Here is a 1779-nt window from a genome sequence, read left to right on the forward strand (position 1 = left end):
TAAGTAGGGGTAGGAGAGAAAAAAAGTAAGCAGAGTACACAAAGTGTCATAAAATAGGACACATGACGCAAAAGATTATTTCACAAGACAAGTCATCCTTCAAGATACTGCAAACCATCGACCCCCCAGGTATTGCAGACGAATCCATGCGTCGCACAGTAGAGATATTACTGAACCTAATAGAGCAATTAGAATTAAAAGTCAAAGACTTGGAGTCAGAGAATCAACGGTTAAAAGATGAAAATAACCGATTGAAGGGAGAACAAGGAAAACCAGACATCAAAGCCAAGTCCAAAGGATTCAAAAGTCAGCACTCATCAGAAAAAGAGCGAAAAACGCCAAAAAAGCATAGCAAACGCAGTAAGAACGCCACGATTAAAATAGATCGAGAAGAAATACTAGAATATCCCACAGACCAACTGCCAGCCGATGCGGAATTTAAAGGATACGAACAAGTAATCATCCAAGATATCAGATTGGCAACCGACAACATATTATTTCGGAAACAGAAATATTACTCACCCTCAGTCGGAAAAACTTATGTAGCAGAATTACCATTAGGCTACGAAGGAGAATTTGGACCGGGAATCAAAGCCTTAATAATCAGTTTGTACTATGGTGGTAATATGACGCAAGGCAAACTACTGGAGTTTTTAGCAGATCTAGGTATTTCTATATCAGCAGGTTATTTATCCAACCTGTTAATCAAAAACCACTCGGGTTTTGAAACTGAGAAAAAAGAAGTTTATGATTCAGGACTAGCAAGTAGCCCTTGGCAACACTTCGACCAAACTGGCGCGCGTGTAGGTGGAGTCAACCATACCACCAATATCATCTGCAACCCTTTATATACAGTCTACTTCACAACAGCTAATAAAGATAGACTGACGGTACTCAAAGGATTACAGCCAGGACGAGAACTAGAATTCATGTTGAATTCACTCACATTCTCACTAATTGAGGACTTCAAAATCCCGACTAAATGGCAGAATGCTCTCAAGCTATTACCCCAAGGAACTGTGTTGAGTGAGGCACAGTTTAATCACCTACTCAATAAGTATCTACCCAAACTGGGCGCTCAACAAGTTACCCGGATTAGGGAAGCAGCAGCTATTGCTTTCTATCATCAGCAAACAGATTGCCCAGTCGTACAAACCCTCTGTTGTGATGATGCTCCGCAATTCAAGTTAATCACTGCCGAGCGAGCGTTATGTTGGGTACACGAAGGAAGACATTACAAGAAGTTAAGCCCGGTATTCGCTTGCCATCAAGTAATTTTAGGGCAGTTTATCGAAGATTTTTGGGATTATTATCGGGAATTATTAGCTTACAAAGACGCTCCTAGTGCAGAAGCTGCACTGTCTTTAAAGTCTAAATTTCGCCTGCTTTTTGAAACTCCAACCGGCTATGAATTGTTGGATGAACGCAAACAATTAACTGCGACAAAAGTATCGGAGTTGCTGAGAGTTTTAGAGCATCCTGAATTACCTTTACACAATAATCCGGCTGAGTTAGCTGCCAGAACTATGGTGCAGCGACGTAATATTAGCTATGCAACTCAGACCATTGAGGGTACTCAAGCTTGGGATACTTTTATGTCTCTTGTTGCCACTACTCGTCAGTTGGGAATCAGTTTTTTCGATTATGTCCGTGACCGAATTTCTCAACTTGGAATCATTCCCTCTCTATCTACTATTATTCGCTCCAAGTCTTCTCTTCATCCCTTGGGCTTATCTTGGCAACTAGAATAACTGCTACCCCTACTTATTGAGCCGATAC

General features: G+C 41.1%; 1 protein-coding gene. It reads left to right on the forward strand.

The genetic code is table 11. The features are described from left to right. Positions 1-62 precede the first annotated feature (62 nt). On the forward strand, positions 63-1751 hold the full coding sequence (locus tag QT979_RS28785; RefSeq protein WP_333312377.1) for an IS66 family transposase: 1689 nt from the start codon (positions 63-65) through the stop codon (positions 1749-1751). Positions 1752-1779: the final 28 nt, after the last annotated feature.

Origin of the sequence: Microcoleus sp. w2-18bC1 (genome assembly GCF_036700365.1) — a bacterium.
GTDB lineage: Bacteria > Cyanobacteriota > Cyanobacteriia > Cyanobacteriales > Microcoleaceae > Microcoleus.